Origin of the sequence: Bradyrhizobium sp. SZCCHNS1050 (assembly GCF_032484785.1) — a bacterium.
In the GTDB taxonomy this organism is placed as follows: domain Bacteria; phylum Pseudomonadota; class Alphaproteobacteria; order Rhizobiales; family Xanthobacteraceae; genus Bradyrhizobium.
In genome coordinates this window covers 1,880,363-1,898,639 of record NZ_JAUETR010000001.1, presented here as the reverse complement: position 1 = coordinate 1,898,639, position 18,277 = coordinate 1,880,363, and the positions used below count along the sequence as shown (strand labels likewise).

General features: G+C 62.7%; 9 protein-coding genes. 5 read left to right on the top strand and 4 right to left on the bottom strand.

Translation table 11 applies throughout. The features are described from left to right. Positions 1-34 precede the first annotated feature (34 nt). Together QX094_RS08650 and QX094_RS08645 are read right to left on the bottom strand one after the other, a co-directional pair. The gene (locus QX094_RS08650) at positions 35-460 is read right to left on the bottom strand and encodes a hypothetical protein (RefSeq protein ID WP_316187813.1); all 426 of its coding nucleotides are present in this window, start codon (positions 458-460) and stop codon (positions 35-37) included. A 492-nt stretch (positions 461-952) separates the two neighbouring features. Then, positions 953-1,345: a helix-turn-helix domain-containing protein gene (locus tag QX094_RS08645; RefSeq protein ID WP_316175738.1), complete on the bottom strand. Its 393-nt coding sequence runs from the start codon at positions 1,343-1,345 to the stop codon at positions 953-955. A 607-nt stretch (positions 1,346-1,952) separates the two neighbouring features. Here QX094_RS08645 and QX094_RS08640 point away from each other — a divergent pair. The 3 genes from QX094_RS08640 to QX094_RS08630 all read left to right on the top strand — a co-directional run bounded on the left by QX094_RS08640 (position 1,953) and on the right by QX094_RS08630 (position 15,467). Continuing rightward, complete coding sequence (locus tag QX094_RS08640; RefSeq protein WP_316175739.1) at positions 1,953-4,079, top strand: type I secretion system permease/ATPase; 2,127 nt, start codon at positions 1,953-1,955, stop codon at positions 4,077-4,079. Further along, positions 4,066-5,520 (top strand): HlyD family type I secretion periplasmic adaptor subunit, encoded by a 1,455-nt coding sequence (locus QX094_RS08635; protein WP_316187812.1) that lies wholly within the window; start codon positions 4,066-4,068, stop codon positions 5,518-5,520. The genes QX094_RS08640 and QX094_RS08635 overlap by 14 nt, the downstream gene beginning before the upstream one ends. 359 nt (positions 5,521-5,879) lie before the next feature. After that, a complete protein-coding gene (locus tag QX094_RS08630; protein ID WP_316187811.1) occupies positions 5,880-15,467 on the top strand; it encodes a choice-of-anchor tandem repeat GloVer-containing protein in 9,588 nt (3,195 codons plus the stop codon). 750 nt (positions 15,468-16,217) lie between these two features. Here QX094_RS08630 and QX094_RS08625 read toward each other — a convergent pair. Further along, a complete protein-coding gene (locus QX094_RS08625; RefSeq protein WP_316187810.1) occupies positions 16,218-16,493 on the bottom strand; it encodes a hypothetical protein in 276 nt (91 codons plus the stop codon). 357 nt (positions 16,494-16,850) lie between these two features. Here QX094_RS08625 and QX094_RS08620 point away from each other — a divergent pair, with 357 nt between their 5' ends. Both QX094_RS08620 and QX094_RS08615 read left to right on the top strand, forming a co-directional pair. After that, positions 16,851-17,045, top strand: a complete 195-nt coding sequence (locus QX094_RS08620) for a hypothetical protein (RefSeq protein ID WP_316175743.1) — start codon at positions 16,851-16,853, stop codon at positions 17,043-17,045. A gap of 201 nt (positions 17,046-17,246) precedes the next feature. Continuing rightward, the gene (locus QX094_RS08615) at positions 17,247-17,447 is read left to right on the top strand and encodes a hypothetical protein (protein ID WP_316175744.1); all 201 of its coding nucleotides are present in this window, start codon (positions 17,247-17,249) and stop codon (positions 17,445-17,447) included. Positions 17,448-17,610: 163 nt separating this feature from the next. On the opposite strand, the gene QX094_RS08610 is transcribed toward QX094_RS08615, so the two are convergent. Then, positions 17,611-17,844 carry a helix-turn-helix domain-containing protein gene (locus tag QX094_RS08610; protein ID WP_316165483.1) on the bottom strand — a complete coding sequence of 78 codons (234 nt, stop codon included), beginning with the start codon at positions 17,842-17,844 and terminating at the stop codon, positions 17,611-17,613. Positions 17,845-18,277 lie beyond the last annotated feature (433 nt).

Here is an 18,277-nt window from a genome sequence, read left to right as displayed (position 1 = left end):
GCTTGTCGTCGTAGCAATAGGCGAAGCGCCAAAGTTACGATCCGGTCGCGGTGACGAGCATGAAGAGCCCGCCTTCATTTGAGCGCTTGTAGTCTTTCCTTGCCGGCTTCAGGTGCCGGAAATAGGGGGGCGGATTTCGTCGGCATAGGTTCGATTCCACCCCAAAGCTCGCGATACCATGACCCCGCGCACTCTCATCAAGGATACCAGCAAGACGGGGCGAACGCCGGCGAAGGGCAAACGGCGGCTTATCTTTAGATTTTGAGGGGGAAACGAACGTCGGCGGATGCGGGCGAACGCCCAATTGGTGCCCCTGGCCGACAACCGCCTGCCACCATAAGCAGTTGATTTTGATGTAATTTCTGTTGCCGATTGCTGCCGATGCCAACAGAAATACCAACAAGCTGACGCGCGGATTCGTTGGCGAAAAAATTCTTGTAGGCTCCTCGACGGCAGGCATGCCCCGCGCCGTGTCGGCCTCGACAATAGCTCCGACCGGAATCGAACCCGAAGTTGATTCGAACTCTCTGCGAGATCGACCCCTGACTCAATATCGGGAAGTCAAGGGCAGAGCTTGTTGCGCGTACGCCGTCCATCGCGCCCACGACGCCGAGCGAGCCCACGTACCTCGTTGCTGGGCGACTCCGCGGTCGACCAGGTTGGGCTTAGCGCGCAACCGGCGCTGCAAATGAAGGTAGTCTGCCAGTGTCCGAGAACACACTTGAACGAAGCACTGTGCATCATTGGTTCCGATACTGGTAACCGGCGGTGACCACAGTGTGCACACCTCCCGCTCGAGCGCGTCAAACCTGCTCAACGACGAGGCGGCGTTCGACGGCGATGTGGTGGAAGCCCAACTCGTTCGCGACCCGGGAAAAAGCGCCGGCGGAGCGGCGGGGGGGCGCGGCAAGGGCGACAAGAACAAAATCCACAGAATCTACAGCCGTGCGGCCTATTGGGACGAAAGCGTGCGCTCTATGGAGCATTGGTCAGAATCGTCTCGACAACCTGCGCGACCGCCGTTCTGCAGCGTAAATCTGGCGGTCCAGCTTTCGCTCGTTTCGACCCTCGGCAGCGAAGCGTGATATTCATCCACGCTGTCGAGGTCGATCATGGTCTTGCCTCCCATCTTGTAGGCCCTGATCCTCTCGTGGGCGATCAGCTCATAAGCCTTAGTCTTTCCGAGTTTGCCATAGCGGCAACCGTCCTTGAACTCGACGAGCCGGCGCCGTCCTTTGTTATCAATGCCAACTATGGTTCCTGCATGTGCTTCGCTGATCTCCGTCACAACCGGATCAAGCCCAGCCGGGCGAAATGGGTATCTCCATAGCGCGACCTTGGCCATCGATGCGCCAACTGATTTGTTTCGAGGCCCCCTCCCGCGCGTAGCTCAATTGCTCGGGGATGCGTTGATCGATATCGCGTACGGTGCCGAACAAAAGACCCTATGATGTCGCAGACTAATTGCTGCGCGCCGTAGCGTGCAAATCGACGGACCAGAAGCGTTGGCAACTTTCGGTGTGCAAGCACCATTTGAACTCATAACCTTAAGGTTGCCGGTTCAAACCCAGCTCCCGCAACCGACGGCGCAGAACTAGTCGGCCCCGCTCTGGCGTCGATCTTTCGACTCGATCGTGGCGCTGGCCGAGCCGCTTACCTGTTCACGTCCGCGACCTACAGGCCAATGCTCTCAATGGCTCAGGCATCGTGCCGGATGTCGTCAGATGCGCGGCCAGCCGCCGTGCGATACCAATTTAGATATCGGTTTCGCCGTGCATTTTCACGGCTGCCTTCTCGCAAATGAAGCGCAACAGCCTTTCATATTTGCAGGGTCGCGCTCTGACGCGTGTATCCACAAGACATAAATTTCTAAGAATCGAAGCGTGTCAGATCTTGTCTATTCGTTTCCAGTGGTACAATGTCCGATCGCGACTTATAGTGGTGCTGGGGCAATGGACGCGGGGCAGAGGGATACGGGGCTTGACTGCCTGACATTGCTGCTGCGTTTCCATCAGGTGGCCATCGATCCGGCCCAGATCGCGCACCAATTCGCGGGAGAGCCGATCGGCGTGGCGGAGATGCTTCGCTGCGCCAGGCAGTTGAAGCTCAAGGCGCGTGCGGTCAGGCAGAATTGGGATGGCCTCGCCAAGTTGTCGCTGCCGGCCATTGTCGTGCGTCCCGATGGCTCGTTCGTCATCCTCGGGCAGGTCACGGCCGAGGCGGCGCTGATACAGGATCCCCTCGTGAACCGGCCGCAGAGCATCAAGCGCGCCGAGTTCGAGGCCAACTGGACGGGAACAGTGGTGCTGATGGCGCGCCGCGCCCCGCTCACGGATCTTGCGCGCCGCTTCGACGTCACTTGGTTCCTGCAGGCGATGCAGAAATATCGCCGGTTGCTCGCCGAGGTGCTGCTGGCCTCGTTCTTCCTGCAGCTGTTCGGCCTCGTGACGCCTCTGTTCTTCCAGGTCGTCACCGACAAGGTGCTGACGCATCGCGGCTACACCACGCTCGACGTGCTGGTGTTCGGCCTCGTGACCGTCACCATCTTCGAAACCGTGCTCGGCGGGCTTCGAACCTATGTGTTCTCGCACACCACCAACCGCATCGACGTCGAGCTCGGCGCGCGGCTGTTCAGGCATCTGATCGCGCTGCCGATTGCCTATTTCGAGGCGCGGCGGGCCGGCGATTCCGTGGCGCGGGTGCGCGAACTCGAGAATATCAGGAACTTCATCACCAGCTCGGCACTGACGCTGGTGATCGACCTCGCCTTCACCTTCGTGTTCCTGGGCGTGATGTTCTACTATTCGCCGTTCCTCACCTGGATCGTGGTCGGCTCGTTCCCGTTCTACATCGCGCTGTCGGTCGGGGTGACGCCGATCTTCCGCAAGCGCCTCGACGTCAAGTTCGACCGCGGTGCCGAGAACCAGGCCTTCCTGGTCGAGAGCGTCACCGCCATCCAGACATTGAAGGCGATGGCGATCGAGCCGCAGATGCAGCGGCGCTGGGAGGAGCAGCTTGCCGGTTACGTCGGCGCCAGCTTCGACGTGCTGTCGCTCGGCAATTGGGCCAGCCAGTCGGTGCAGTTCATCAGCAAGATCGTGACCGCGCTGACGCTCTATTTCGGGGCGCATCTGGTGATCGAGGGCAGCTTGAGCGTCGGTGAGCTGATCGCCTTCAACATGCTGGCCGGGCGGGTGGCGCAGCCGGTGCTGCGGCTGGCACAGCTGTGGCAGGATTTCCACCAGGCGCGGCTGTCGGTGGCGCGGCTCGGCGACATCCTCAACACCACGCCGGAGCCGGCGTTCAATCCCGGCCGCGCGGCGCTGCCGCCGGTGCGCGGCGAGGTGGTGTTCGATCACGTCCATTTTCGCTACCGCGTCGACGGTCCGCTGGCGCTGCACGATGTCAGCCTGAAGGTGCCGGTCGGCCAGGTGGTCGGCATTGTCGGCCCCTCCGGCTCCGGCAAGTCGACGCTGACCAAGCTGATCCAGCGGCTGTACGTCCCGGAGGCCGGGCGCATCCTGATCGACGGCGTCGATCTGACGGTCGCCGACGTCACCTGGCTGCGGCGGCAGATCGGCGCGGTGCTGCAGGAGAACGTGCTGTTCAACCGCTCGATCCGCGACAACATCGCGCTCGCCGACCCCGGCATGGCGATGGAGCGGGTGATCCAGGCGGCAGAGCTCGCCGGCGCCCATGAGTTCATCCTCGGCCTGCCCGACGGCTACGAGACCATGGTCGGCGAGCGTGGCGCGAGCCTCTCCGGCGGGCAGCGCCAGCGCATCGCGATCGCGCGTGCGCTGGTCACCAATCCGCGCATCCTGATCTTTGACGAGGCGACCTCGGCGCTCGACTATGAGAGCGAGAACATCATCCAGCGCAACATGCGCAAGATCTGCGCCGGGCGCACCGTCTTCATCATCGCGCACCGTCTGTCGGCGGTGCGCAACGCCGACCGCATTATCACCATCGAGAATGGCCGCCTGATCGAGGACGGCACCCATGACGAGCTGATCAAGCGCGCAGGCCGCTATGCGACCCTGCATCAGATCCAGGCGGGGCTCCATGTCGTCGGCTGAGGCGCACAGGCAGGACAACGCCCCGATCTCGCTGGATGCACGGCGTCGGCGCCGCAACGACGCGCGCGAGTTCCTGCCCGCGGCGCTGGAGATCGTTGAGACGCCGGCGTCGCCCGTAGGGCGCGCCGTCGCAGGCAGCATCATGCTGTTCATCGCGATGGCTATCGGCTGGTCGATCATCGGCCATGTCGACATCATCGCCTCGGCGCAGGGCAAGATCGTGCCGACCGGCCGCACCAAGACGATCCAGCCGCTCGAGGCCGGCATCGTCGCGGCGATCCACGTCGAGGACGGAGACAAGGTGCGGGCCGGCGACGTGCTGGTCGAGCTCGACCGCACCGTCACCGAGGCCGAGCGCCGCCGCGTCGCGCAGGGCCTGATGCAGGCGCGGCTCGATGTCGCCAGGCTGAGCGTGCTCCGCGACAGCTTTGCCGATCTCGCCGCGCTGCGGCCGCTGGAGGTGCCGCAAGGCGCCGCGCCAACCGATCTCGCACGCACCCGCGCCGCGCTGCAGGCGCAGGCCGCCGAGCAGCTGTCGAAGCTCGCCGCCAATCAGCAGCAGATCGCGCAGAAGCGCGCCGAGGCGCAGTCGGTGGAGGCTGCGATCGCCAAGATCGACGCCACCCTGCCGTTCCTGCAGGAGACCGCCGACATCCGCCGCAACGCCAAGGAGATCCAGTACGGCAACCAGATCGCCTTCCTCGACGCACAGTCGCGCCTGATCGACCAGCAGAGCGAGCGCGTTGTTCAGACCCGGCGCCTGGTCGAGATCGAGGCCGCGCGGCTGGCGCTGGAGCAGCAGCTCGCGCAGACCCGCTCTGGATTCGAGCGCCAGGTGCTGTCGGATCTCGCCGATGCCGAGAAGAAGGCCGAGGAGCTCACCCAGGACCTCGTCAAGGCCGAGCGCAAGATCGCCGAGCAGGTGCTGCGCGCCCCGATCGACGGCACCGTGCAGCAGCTCGCGCTGCATACCGTCGGCGGCGTCGTCACGTCGGCGCAACAACTGATGGTTATCGTGCCCGCTGGTAGCCAGCTCGAGACCGAGGTCATGATCTCCAACCGCGACATCGGCTTCGTCAATATTGGCCAGCCCGCTGAGATCAAGATCGACACCTTCAACTTCACCCGCTACGGCCTCGTCCACGGCAAGGTGATCAGCGTCTCGCAAGACTCCATCGTCCGCGAGAAGCCGGCGGACAAACAGAACGGTGGCAAGACCGCCGGTGCTCTGGCCGAGACCAGCGAGCCCGCCGGGCAGGAGTTCATCTACTCGGCGCGGGTGTCACTGGATGAAAAGCAGATGCAAATCGAGGACAAGATGGTCGCTCTGGCGCCCGGCATGGCCGTGACGGTGGAGATCAAGACGGGAACAAGAAGGATCGTCGAATACGTGATGTCGCCGCTACTGCGGTACAAGCAGGAGAGTTTGAGGGAGCGATGATGCCTTTGTTTCAAGAAATAGACCTGTTCGAATGCGCTGCGGCACAGGCTTCTGTTGCGTAGCCGATTGTAACTGAGAGGAAGGCTGCTGCCCGCCGATAAGGTTTATAAGAAGGCTAGTGAGGATGATGGCGCGGCTGAGTTCAGGGCAGTATCGCTATATGTTAAATCGCGCGCTCGGAAAGTTTAGTTGTCTTGTCCTAGTTCGGGCTTGTTACGAATGAAAATTCTTGGTCGGTCCGTGTGTCGGCAGGTCGTTCGAATTGCGAATACGAATGTCGGCCCGGCTCTAACAAATCCGAAGATAAATCTCTGACGCGGCCGAAGTGATAACAAAAGGCATGTAGGGGCAAAGACATCATGGCGAACACTCCTCCCACGGTAACCATCACCAGTGCTGCATTAGCCACCAACAACGCCACCCAGACCATCACCGGGACGGTCACGGCCGGCAGCGGTGCAATCGTGGGACAGACGGTCACGCTGACGGACAACGGCACGACGCTCGGAACGGCCATCGTTCAGGCCGACGGCAGCTTCTCGGTTGGCGTTGTGCTGCCGAACCAGGGGGCGAACTCGATCGTCGCGACGGTGAGCGACAGCTATGGCAACACCGGCACCAGCGCGGCGGTGGTCGACACGCTCGGCAATGTCGTCAGCGTGGCGCCGACGATCATCGGAACGACAGCGGGCCAGACGACCACGTCGGAAGCCGCGGTCCATCCGTTCAGCGGTGTGACGATTGACGATGCCAATGTCGGGGCGACCGATACGCTGACTATCACGCTGAGCGGAGCGGGAGGAACGCTGTCGGGCGCAGGCCTGAGCGGCTCGGGCAACACCTACACGCTGTCGGGGAGCGCCGCGACGATCACCAGCCAGCTGCAGGCGCTGACCTTTACGCCTGCGGCGGGGTCGCCCAACAGCAGCCAGACCACCACGTTCACCCTGTCGGACGTCAGCAGCGCCTACACCAACGTTGTTTATGCCAGCACGGCAACGGCGGTGGCCACGTTCAACGGCACCACCAATGGTAACGCGCTCTACGGCAACCTGATCGCAGACTCGGCCGGCAACCTGTTCGGCACCACCCAGTCCGGAGGGGCCAACAACGCCGGCACGGTGTTCGAGATCGTCAAGAACGGCAGCGGCTATAACAGCACGCCGGTGACGTTGGTGTCGTTCAACGGCACCAACGGCTCGAGCCTGCAGAACAGTCTGCTGATGGATGCTGCGGGTAATCTGTTCGGCACCACCGAGACGGGTGGAGCTTATGGCAAGGGCACGATCTTCGAGATCGTCAAGAACGGCAGCAGCTACAGCAGCACGCCGGTGGTGTTGGCCTCGTTCGACGGCACGAACGGGAACCGTCCTCCGGACAACCTGATCATGGATGCGTCGGGCAACCTGTTCGGCATGACGTACTCTGGCGGAGCCAATGGCGGCGGGACGGTGTTCGAGCTCGTCAAGACTGGCAGCACCTATAGCTCCACCCCGACCACATTGGTCTCGTTCGACAGCACCAGCGGGATCAATCCCGCCGGCAGTCTGTCGGTGGACGCCGCAGGCAATCTGTATGGGACGACGACGCATGGCGGGGCCAACAACGTCGGCACGGTGTTCGAGATCGCGAAGACGGCGAACGGCTACAGCAGCACGCCGACGGTGCTGGTCTCGTTCAACGGCACCAACGGGGCATCGCCGGGGAGTGGCAGCATCATCTTTGATGCGGCCGGCAATCTGTTCGGCACCACCCAGTCCGGAGGGGCCAACAATGCCGGCGCGGTGTTCGAGATCGCGAAGACGGCGAACGGCTACAGCAGCACGCCGACGGTGTTGGTCTCGTTCAACGGCACCAACGGTTCCACCCCCTATGGCAACCTGATCATGGATGCCCATGGTGATCTGCTGGGCACGACCTGGCACGGCGGAGCCAACGGGTACGGCGTGATCTACGAGGTGGTCAAGACATCGACGGGCTACAGCAGCACTCCGGTGGTGCTGACGTCGTTCAACGGCACCAATGCCAACGGATCCACCGGCGCGCTGCTGATGGATGGGGCAGGGAACCTGTTCGGAACGAGCCCCGGCAACACGGTGTTTGAACTCCCTGTCGCGTCTGCGACGGCGGTGCCCACCGTCAACAGCACCACAACGGTGATCAACACCGATCCGGCCATCGCGCCGACGGTAACGATCACCAGCGCGGCCGAGGCGAGCAACGTTGCGGCCCAGACCATCACCGGGACGGTCACGGCCGGCAGCGGTGCAATCGTGGGACAGACGGTCACGCTGACGGACAACGGCACGACGCTCGGAACGGCCATCGTTCAGGCCGACGGCAGCTTCTCGGCTACTGTGACGCTGCCGAACCAGGGGGCGAACTCGATCGTCGCGACCGTGACCGACAGCTTGGGCAGCACCGGCACCAGCGCGGCGGTGGTCGACACGCTCGACAATATCGCCCCGACGGTGACGATCACCAGTGCGGCCGAGGCGAGCAACGTTGCGGCCCAGACCATCACGGGGACCGTGAGCTTGGACGGTGCGGCGGCGGTGGTCGGTCAGACGGTCACCGTGACGGACAACGGCACGACGCTCGGAACGGCCATCGTTCAGGCCGACGGCAGCTTCTCGGTTGGCGTTGTGCTGCCGAACCAGGGGGCGAACTCGATCGTCGCGACGGTGAGCGACAGCTATGGCAACACCGGCACCAGCGCGGCGGTGGTCGACACGCTCGACAATATCGCCCCGACGGTGACGATCACCAGTGCGGCCGAGGCGAGCAACGTTGCGGCCCAGACCATCACGGGGACCGTGAGCTTGGACGGTGCGGCGGCGGTGGTCGGTCAGACGGTCACCGTGACGGACAACGGCACGACGCTCGGAACGGCCATCGTTCAGGCCGACGGCAGCTTCTCGGTTGGCGTTGTGCTGCCGAACCAGGGGGCGAACTCGATCGTCGCGACGGTGAGCGACAGCTATGGCAACACCGGCACCAGCGCGGCGGTGGTCGACACGCTCGGCAATGTCGTCAGCGTGGCGCCGACGATCATCGGAACGACAGCGGGCCAGACGACCACGTCGGAAGCCGCGGTCCATCCGTTCAGCGGTGTGACGATTGACGATGCCAATGTCGGGGCGACCGATACGCTGACTATCACGCTGAGCGGAGCGGGAGGAACGCTGTCGGGCGCAGGCCTGAGCGGCTCGGGCAACACCTACACGCTGTCGGGGAGCGCCGCGACGATCACCAGCCAGCTGCAGGCGCTGACCTTTACGCCTGCGGCGGGGTCGCCCAACAGCAGCCAGACCACCACGTTCACCCTGTCGGACGTCAGCAGCGCCTACACCAACGTTGTTTATGCCAGCACGGCAACGGCGGTGGCCACGTTCAACGGCACCACCAATGGTAACGCGCTCTACGGCAACCTGATCGCAGACTCGGCCGGCAACCTGTTCGGCACCACCCAGTCCGGAGGGGCCAACAACGCCGGCACGGTGTTCGAGATCGTCAAGAACGGCAGCGGCTATAACAGCACGCCGGTGACGTTGGTGTCGTTCAACGGCACCAACGGCTCGAGCCTGCAGAACAGTCTGCTGATGGATGCTGCGGGTAATCTGTTCGGCACCACCGAGACGGGTGGAGCTTATGGCAAGGGCACGATCTTCGAGATCGTCAAGAACGGCAGCAGCTACAGCAGCACGCCGGTGGTGTTGGCCTCGTTCGACGGCACGAACGGGAACCGTCCTCCGGACAACCTGATCATGGATGCGTCGGGCAACCTGTTCGGCATGACGTACTCTGGCGGAGCCAATGGCGGCGGGACGGTGTTCGAGCTCGTCAAGACTGGCAGCACCTATAGCTCCACCCCGACCACATTGGTCTCGTTCGACAGCACCAGCGGGATCAATCCCGCCGGCAGTCTGTCGGTGGACGCCGCAGGCAATCTGTATGGGACGACGACGCATGGCGGGGCCAACAACGTCGGCACGGTGTTCGAGATCGCGAAGACGGCGAACGGCTACAGCAGCACGCCGACGGTGCTGGTCTCGTTCAACGGCACCAACGGGGCATCGCCGGGGAGTGGCAGCATCATCTTTGATGCGGCCGGCAATCTGTTCGGCACCACCCAGTCCGGAGGGGCCAACAATGCCGGCGCGGTGTTCGAGATCGCGAAGACGGCGAACGGCTACAGCAGCACGCCGACGGTGTTGGTCTCGTTCAACGGCACCAACGGTTCCACCCCCTATGGCAACCTGATCATGGATGCCCATGGTGATCTGCTGGGCACGACCTGGCACGGCGGAGCCAACGGGTACGGCGTGATCTACGAGGTGGTCAAGACATCGACGGGCTACAGCAGCACTCCGGTGGTGCTGACGTCGTTCAACGGCACCAATGCCAACGGATCCACCGGCGCGCTGCTGATGGATGGGGCAGGGAACCTGTTCGGAACGAGCCCCGGCAACACGGTGTTTGAACTCCCTGTCGCGTCTGCGACGGCGGTGCCCACCGTCAACAGCACCACAACGGTGATCAACACCGATCCGGCCATCGCGCCGACGGTAACGATCACCAGCGCGGCCGAGGCGAGCAACGTTGCGGCCCAGACCATCACCGGGACGGTCACGGCCGGCAGCGGTGCAATCGTGGGACAGACGGTCACGCTGACGGACAACGGCACGACGCTCGGAACGGCCATCGTTCAGGCCGACGGCAGCTTCTCGGCTACTGTGACGCTGCCGAACCAGGGGGCGAACTCGATCGTCGCGACCGTGACCGACAGCTTGGGCAGCACCGGCACCAGCGCGGCGGTGGTCGACACGCTCGACAATATCGCCCCGACGGTGACGATCACCAGTGCGGCCGAGGCGAGCAACGTTGCGGCCCAGACCATCACGGGGACCGTGAGCTTGGACGGTGCGGCGGCGGTGGTCGGTCAGACGGTCACCGTGACGGACAACGGCACGACGCTCGGAACGGCCATCGTTCAGGCCGACGGCAGCTTCTCGGTTGGCGTTGTGCTGCCGAACCAGGGGGCGAACTCGATCGTCGCGACGGTGAGCGACAGCTATGGCAACACCGGCACCAGCGCGGCGGTGGTCGACACGCTCGACAATATCGCCCCGACGGTGACGATCACCAGTGCGGCCGAGGCGAGCAACGTTGCGGCCCAGACCATCACGGGGACCGTGAGCTTGGACGGTGCGGCGGCGGTGGTCGGTCAGACGGTCACCGTGACGGACAACGGCACGACGCTCGGAACGGCCATCGTTCAGGCCGACGGCAGCTTCTCGGTTGGCGTTGTGCTGCCGAACCAGGGGGCGAACTCGATCGTCGCGACGGTGAGCGACAGCTATGGCAACACCGGCACCAGCGCGGCGGTGGTCGACACGCTCGGCAATGTCGTCAGCGTGGCGCCGACGATCATCGGAACGACAGCGGGCCAGACGACCACGTCGGAAGCCGCGGTCCATCCGTTCAGCGGTGTGACGATTGACGATGCCAATGTCGGGGCGACCGATACGCTGACTATCACGCTGAGCGGAGCGGGAGGAACGCTGTCGGGCGCAGGCCTGAGCGGCTCGGGCAACACCTACACGCTGTCGGGGAGCGCCGCGACGATCACCAGCCAGCTGCAGGCGCTGACCTTTACGCCTGCGGCGGGGTCGCCCAACAGCAGCCAGACCACCACGTTCACCCTGTCGGACGTCAGCAGCGCCTACACCAACGTTGTTTATGCCAGCACGGCAACGGCGGTGGCCACGTTCAACGGCACCACCAATGGTAACGCGCTCTACGGCAACCTGATCGCAGACTCGGCCGGCAACCTGTTCGGCACCACCCAGTCCGGAGGGGCCAACAACGCCGGCACGGTGTTCGAGATCGTCAAGAACGGCAGCGGCTATAACAGCACGCCGGTGACGTTGGTGTCGTTCAACGGCACCAACGGCTCGAGCCTGCAGAACAGTCTGCTGATGGATGCTGCGGGTAATCTGTTCGGCACCACCGAGACGGGTGGAGCTTATGGCAAGGGCACGATCTTCGAGATCGTCAAGAACGGCAGCAGCTACAGCAGCACGCCGGTGGTGTTGGCCTCGTTCGACGGCACGAACGGGAACCGTCCTCCGGACAACCTGATCATGGATGCGTCGGGCAACCTGTTCGGCATGACGTACTCTGGCGGAGCCAATGGCGGCGGGACGGTGTTCGAGCTCGTCAAGACTGGCAGCACCTATAGCTCCACCCCGACCACATTGGTCTCGTTCGACAGCACCAGCGGGATCAATCCCGCCGGCAGTCTGTCGGTGGACGCCGCAGGCAATCTGTATGGGACGACGACGCATGGCGGGGCCAACAACGTCGGCACGGTGTTCGAGATCGCGAAGACGGCGAACGGCTACAGCAGCACGCCGACGGTGCTGGTCTCGTTCAACGGCACCAACGGGGCATCGCCGGGGAGTGGCAGCATCATCTTTGATGCGGCCGGCAATCTGTTCGGCACCACCCAGTCCGGAGGGGCCAACAATGCCGGCGCGGTGTTCGAGATCGCGAAGACGGCGAACGGCTACAGCAGCACGCCGACGGTGTTGGTCTCGTTCAACGGCACCAACGGTTCCACCCCCTATGGCAACCTGATCATGGATGCCCATGGTGATCTGCTGGGCACGACCTGGCACGGCGGAGCCAACGGGTACGGCGTGATCTACGAGGTGGTCAAGACATCGACGGGCTACAGCAGCACTCCGGTGGTGCTGACGTCGTTCAACGGCACCAATGCCAACGGATCCACCGGCGCGCTGCTGATGGATGGGGCAGGGAACCTGTTCGGAACGAGCCCCGGCAACACGGTGTTTGAACTCCCTGTCGCGTCTGCGACGGCGGTGCCCACCGTCAACAGCACCACAACGGTGATCAACACCGATCCGGCCATCGCGCCGACGGTAACGATCACCAGCGCGGCCGAGGCGAGCAACGTTGCGGCCCAGACCATCACCGGGACGGTCACGGCCGGCAGCGGTGCAATCGTGGGACAGACGGTCACGCTGACGGACAACGGCACGACGCTCGGAACGGCCATCGTTCAGGCCGACGGCAGCTTCTCGGCTACTGTGACGCTGCCGAACCAGGGGGCGAACTCGATCGTCGCGACCGTGACCGACAGCTTGGGCAGCACCGGCACCAGCGCGGCGGTGGTCGACACGCTCGACAATATCGCCCCGACGGTGACGATCACCAGTGCGGCCGAGGCGAGCAACGTTGCGGCCCAGACCATCACGGGGACCGTGAGCTTGGACGGTGCGGCGGCGGTGGTCGGTCAGACGGTCACCGTGACGGACAACGGCACGACGCTCGGAACGGCCATCGTTCAGGCCGACGGCAGCTTCTCGGTTGGCGTTGTGCTGCCGAACCAGGGGGCGAACTCGATCGTCGCGACGGTGAGCGACAGCTATGGCAACACCGGCACCAGCGCGGCGGTGGTCGACACGCTCGGCAATGTCGTCAGCGTGGCGCCGACGATCATCGGAACGACAGCGGGCCAGACGACCACGTCGGAAGCCGCGGTCCATCCGTTCAGCGGTGTGACGATTGACGATGCCAATGTCGGGGCGACCGATACGCTGACTATCACGCTGAGCGGAGCGGGAGGAACGCTGTCGGGCGCAGGCCTGAGCGGCTCGGGCAACACCTACACGCTGTCGGGGAGCGCCGCGACGATCACCAGCCAGCTGCAGGCGCTGACCTTTACGCCTGCGGCGGGGTCGCCCAACAGCAGCCAGACCACCACGTTCACCCTGTCGGACGTCAGCAGCGCCTACACCAACGTTGTTTATGCCAGCACGGCAACGGCGGTGGCCACGTTCAACGGCACCACCAATGGTAACGCGCTCTACGGCAACCTGATCGCAGACTCGGCCGGCAACCTGTTCGGCACCACCCAGTCCGGAGGGGCCAACAACGCCGGCACGGTGTTCGAGATCGTCAAGAACGGCAGCGGCTATAACAGCACGCCGGTGACGTTGGTGTCGTTCAACGGCACCAACGGCTCGAGCCTGCAGAACAGTCTGCTGATGGATGCTGCGGGTAATCTGTTCGGCACCACCGAGACGGGTGGAGCTTATGGCAAGGGCACGATCTTCGAGATCGTCAAGAACGGCAGCAGCTACAGCAGCACGCCGGTGGTGTTGGCCTCGTTCGACGGCACGAACGGGAACCGTCCTCCGGACAACCTGATCATGGATGCGTCGGGCAACCTGTTCGGCATGACGTACTCTGGCGGAGCCAATGGCGGCGGGACGGTGTTCGAGCTCGTCAAGACTGGCAGCACCTATAGCTCCACCCCGACCACATTGGTCTCGTTCGACAGCACCAGCGGGATCAATCCCGCCGGCAGTCTGTCGGTGGACGCCGCAGGCAATCTGTATGGGACGACGACGCATGGCGGGGCCAACAACGTCGGCACGGTGTTCGAGATCGCGAAGACGGCGAACGGCTACAGCAGCACGCCGACGGTGCTGGTCTCGTTCAACGGCACCAACGGGGCATCGCCGGGGAGTGGCAGCATCATCTTTGATGCGGCCGGCAATCTGTTCGGCACCACCCAGTCCGGAGGGGCCAACAATGCCGGCGCGGTGTTCGAGATCGCGAAGACGGCGAACGGCTACAGCAGCACGCCGACGGTGTTGGTCTCGTTCAACGGCACCAACGGTTCCACCCCCTATGGCAACCTGATCATGGATGCCCATGGTGATCTGCTGGGCACGACCTGGCACGGCGGAGCCAACGGGTACGGCGTGATCTACGAGGTGGTCAAGACATCGACGGGCTACAGCAGCACTCCGGTGGTGCTGACGTCGTTCAACGGCACCAATGCCAACGGATCCACCGGCGCGCTGCTGATGGATGGGGCAGGGAACCTGTTCGGAACGAGCCCCGGCAACACGGTGTTTGAACTCCCTGTCGCGTCTGCGACGGCGGTGCCCACCGTCAACAGCACCACAACGGTGATCAACACCGATCCGGCCATCGCGCCGACGGTAACGATCACCAGCGCGGCCGAGGCGAGCAACGTTGCGGCCCAGACCATCACCGGGACGGTCACGGCCGGCAGCGGTGCAATCGTGGGACAGACGGTCACGCTGACGGACAACGGCACGACGCTCGGAACGGCCATCGTTCAGGCCGACGGCAGCTTCTCGGCTACTGTGACGCTGCCGAACCAGGGGGCGAACTCGATCGTCGCGACCGTGACCGACAGCTTGGGCAGCACCGGCACCAGCGCGGCGGTGGTCGACACGCTCGACAATATCGCCCCGACGGTGACGATCACCAGTGCGCCGGAACCGGGTAATGCCGGGGCACAGACGATCTCGGGCTTGGTCGCGTCAGGAGGCACTGCAACCGTAACTGGCCAGACGGTCACGCTGACGGATAATGGAATCTCGTTGGGTACGGCGATCGTTCAGTCAAACGGGAGTTTTTCGACGTCAGTAACGTTGCCTGGACAGGCCAACAACGCGATTATGGCAAGCGTAACCGACAGTTACGGAAATACGAACAATACCTACCTCGTAACGACGGGCAGCGGTCAGATAGAAATCAACGCCCAGCAAGGCACGGGTACGACTAACAATCTCGATTTCACGGGCAGCGTCACCGATCAGAATCTGTGGTTCCTGCAGTCAGGCAATAATCTGCAGATCGATATTCTAGGAACAAGCACAAGCGCGACCATTGACAACTGGTTCTCAAGCAGCAGTCCCGATCAGCTTCAGGAAATTGAAGCGGGCGGATTGAAGATCGACAGCCAACTATCTCAGCTCGTACAGGCGATGGCGACCTATTCGTCCAATAACCCCGGATACGATCCCGCATCCTCAGGAACTAGCATGCCGAACGATAGCAACCTCCAATCAGCAATCGCTGCGGCGTGGCACTCCTAGAGGTACGAAAAAGGGACGATGAACTTGCGGACGACATTCTATCGGTCAAGGCGGCGTTCAAGGCCGCCTTCGATCAACGGTTGGTCACCGAAACGTTGGCCGGAATCGAGCCTTCGCTTTGCAAGCGATGCTGTCGATTCGGTTGTATCGTGAGGGAGAATGGGTTCGATGGCCTACCAGCGGATCAGTTGGCGGGTGGCATTGCTTTTACGGCTGTGAGATTGTGACAAGGTGCGTGATCTTGATATTTTCGTTCATTGGCATCGTCGCTGCGCTACATCAGGATGGCCGCGTTTGCCAGCCGCCGTGATTTCTTGAAGCTGAGCTTCCCGGGATGGACGAACTTCCATACCGAACGGTAGTCTATCTTGTCCGCTTGAGAAGCCTGTTTGACGTTAGGAAGGCGGGCGTCAGCGTGCCAAAGGGCGACCAGAATTGAGGCCAGCCAAATCCTCAGCCCTGTGAGGATGCGACGGAGGGGCGATTGGATCGAGCTTGCCCGGAACAGATCACCGTCCTCCGTCACCTCCTCTTTCTTTGGCCTCTCTAATCAGATCGGACTCTGCGATTCGAGGAGCTCTCTAACTGCGGACTGCAGGCTTCCGAGCCTCAACCGTGCCAAGCCTGCAATCCAAAATGCATCAACGTTAGGAAAATAGACTCCTGATCAGCCACCTATCGTTCTTCGTGGGCGATTACTTCCAACATCGCTTTGATGCGTCACCTTTTCATCGCCTCAAGGTGTAAAGCTCAATGCTGCGGGTGCTCCAGCTGCTGGCGCAATTGCTCAAGTTGCTTTTCCAATTTAGCTTCCGCAGCGGCCAAAGCCTCAGGGTCATTGATAATGGTCTCGACATGGTTCTGCGTTCGTTGCGCGATACGCTCCCATATCTGGCTGACACGATCAAACGGCGGGTCAATGCGCCTCAGCATCATCTCGGATCGGCAATCGTCAATGTCCTGCGACGAGAACTCGTGCGAGCCGCTAGCCCAGAGGTTCATCATAAGCACCCAGAGATCAGCCAAGTCGGTCGCGGGTAAAAGTTAGAACCTCCTCCCGCGGGCGGAATAATCCAGGACCTTTTCGAGGCTTTCGTGCTTCAGCAGAGCTTCAATTTCGTCTTTTCGGTCAAGCGCCATGTGGTCCCTCGGAGGGTAGATCCGCGAATTACTGCCAAATTACTTCATGAATTTGCCGCATCAGCGGTAAGGGTTCCAGCCGTTGATCTGAGTATTTGAGCGTGGCGGACCCTGCTTGTCCGTGACCTCGCCGCGCACTGCACCTCGGGACCGCAGCCTAGTCTGTGCGGACAGTCTGAAACTGCCATCATCGCCGTGACCCATACGCCAGCCACGCAAATCTTCTACATCGGGCGAATGCCCATGTCGTCGACATTCAGGGTGGTCAAGATTGATTTGGCGTCTCATGCCGGCGGGACCGATGATATCCCGGCCGACAGGACCTGGGCGGATCGGCAAGCTAGTTGGGCAAGGCAGATGCCGCGCGACACTGCCGACCTCTGGACCTTCGTGGTGACACTCGATCACGACAGCCGTATGGCTCTGTTCGAGGCATAGGGAGATCTACCGCGATGACGACGGCGCCCGGCGGCCCACGCTGCGTCTGCAAATCGGCCTGGAGGACATCAAGGATCTGAAGGCCGATCTCGCGGCGGGGGTCAAGCGGCTCGTGTCCTACACGCTGACCGCAGAGCCCGGCTGACAGCGTTTCATCCCGCCCAGTCTCTGAACGCTGCGGGAAGTGTGGAGAGGAACGACATGACGCGCTGCGGGCGCTGGGGCGGGCGGCCATCGGAGGTGCGCAGCATCCATCTTTGGATCGACGCCTTCGGCAAACTGGAAATAGCCTTCCTTGCGCAGCTTGGGGATCGGGCACTCGAGTTTGCCGGCTCCAATTTCCGAGCTCTGGTCGCGGTAGCTGTTGCGCTGCGCCAGCACTCAGCGCTCTTCTCGCCATAGGGCGCGCCGTCAGCCCGCCGACTCCATATCCGTCAGCCGCTGGGCACAGGGCCGATCATCGCGCGCGGGACATCGGCATCGGGGCCTTCTCCACGAGCGCACGAGGGCCTATCATCGTCCCGATCATCGAGAACGACCGTGCGGACGGCTTTGCTGTACCGAGCTACACCACCTCCGAGGACACGACCATGCCCCGCGATTCAACGCGCGGCAGCACGGCGTGATATTCATCAATGCTGTCGAGGTCGATAAGTGTCTTGCCTCCCATTTTGTACGCCCTAATCCGCTCCTGCGCGATCAGTTCATAAGCCTTTGTTTTGCCGAATTTGCCATATCGGCAACCTTCCTTGAACTCGACGAGACGGCGCTGCTTGTTATCGTTATCGGCTTTGTCCATTGAGGTGCCTTGATCGAGTGGATTTGACGTTTGAACGGGAAAGTTGGTTCTGACCACGTTGCAGATGCTCTACTCCTGACATGCCTTGCGCGATTCCGATGTGAGTTGTCGTGTACGCGCGTCCCAGGCAGGGGACGATTCGTGCCTGCTTGGAGTTCGCATGCGCCGCATGTCTTGCAGAATGCAGTCAATTTGCCTCCATACGAATTTGGAAGAGCGACAATGCTTCGGTGTGTGCTTCGGATACGGTGGCGTAGAATCAGGTCGGTTTTCGAGCACAAGCGGGGCTGGCGAGTTGACCACGCAGAAATTTCGCCCGGACGTGGCCGACTACATAGATCGCCATCCATCACCTCGAAATTATCACGTTTGGACATGAGCGGCTCTGCGATTCAACCGCCCGTTCAAGGTCCGGAGATATTCGGCGTAACCT

Coding starts and splice junctions, on each gene's coding strand:
- QX094_RS08635 (WP_316187812.1), top strand. CDS start 4,066: ATGTCGTCGGCTGAGGCGCACAGGCAGGACAACGCCCCGATCTCGCTG.
- QX094_RS08650 (WP_316187813.1), bottom strand. CDS start 460: ATGCCTGCCGTCGAGGAGCCTACAAGAATTTTTTCGCCAACGAATCCG.
- QX094_RS08620 (WP_316175743.1), top strand. CDS start 16,851: ATGTCGTCGACATTCAGGGTGGTCAAGATTGATTTGGCGTCTCATGCC.
- QX094_RS08640 (WP_316175739.1), top strand. CDS start 1,953: ATGGACGCGGGGCAGAGGGATACGGGGCTTGACTGCCTGACATTGCTG.
- QX094_RS08610 (WP_316165483.1), bottom strand. CDS start 17,844: ATGGACAAAGCCGATAACGATAACAAGCAGCGCCGTCTCGTCGAGTTC.
- QX094_RS08645 (WP_316175738.1), bottom strand. CDS start 1,345: ATGGCCAAGGTCGCGCTATGGAGATACCCATTTCGCCCGGCTGGGCTT.
- QX094_RS08630 (WP_316187811.1), top strand. CDS start 5,880: ATGGCGAACACTCCTCCCACGGTAACCATCACCAGTGCTGCATTAGCC.
- QX094_RS08615 (WP_316175744.1), top strand. CDS start 17,247: ATGACGCGCTGCGGGCGCTGGGGCGGGCGGCCATCGGAGGTGCGCAGC.